This window comes from Paraburkholderia sp. SIMBA_054, from assembly GCF_046534875.1.
In the GTDB taxonomy this organism is placed as follows: domain Bacteria; phylum Pseudomonadota; class Gammaproteobacteria; order Burkholderiales; family Burkholderiaceae; genus Paraburkholderia; species Paraburkholderia hospita.
Genome location: NZ_JAWRXV010000544.1, coordinates 1 through 294 on the forward strand (window position 1 = coordinate 1; position 294 = coordinate 294).

At 58.5% G+C, this 294-nt stretch carries 2 pseudogenes; both read left to right on the forward strand.

Annotated elements, in window-relative coordinates:
• Positions 1 to 140 (forward strand): annotated as a pseudogene (locus SB822_RS56265) (multidrug ABC transporter ATP-binding protein); the annotation flags it as partial.
• Positions 137 to 294 (forward strand): annotated as a pseudogene (locus tag SB822_RS56270) (sugar ABC transporter permease); the annotation flags it as partial. The pseudogenes SB822_RS56265 and SB822_RS56270, both read left to right, overlap by 4 nt.

Consider the following 294-nt stretch of genomic DNA (forward strand, 5'->3'; position numbering starts at 1 on the left):
ATGAAGGCGACGGCGGCCGCACGGACATCATCGCGCTGCTCAAGGCGCTGGACGACGCCAGCATCCGTTTCAAGGACCTGCACACCACGCAGAGTTCGCTTGAAGACATCTTCGTGAGCCTGCTTCGAGGTAATCAATGAACATCTACGCCATTCGCGCGATCTACAAGTTCGAGATGGCGCGCACCTGGCGCACGCTGATGCAAAGCATCATCGCGCCGGTGATTTCCACGTCGCTTTACTTTGTCGTGTTCGGCGCGGCCATCGGCTCGCGTATCAAGGAAGTGGACGGCAT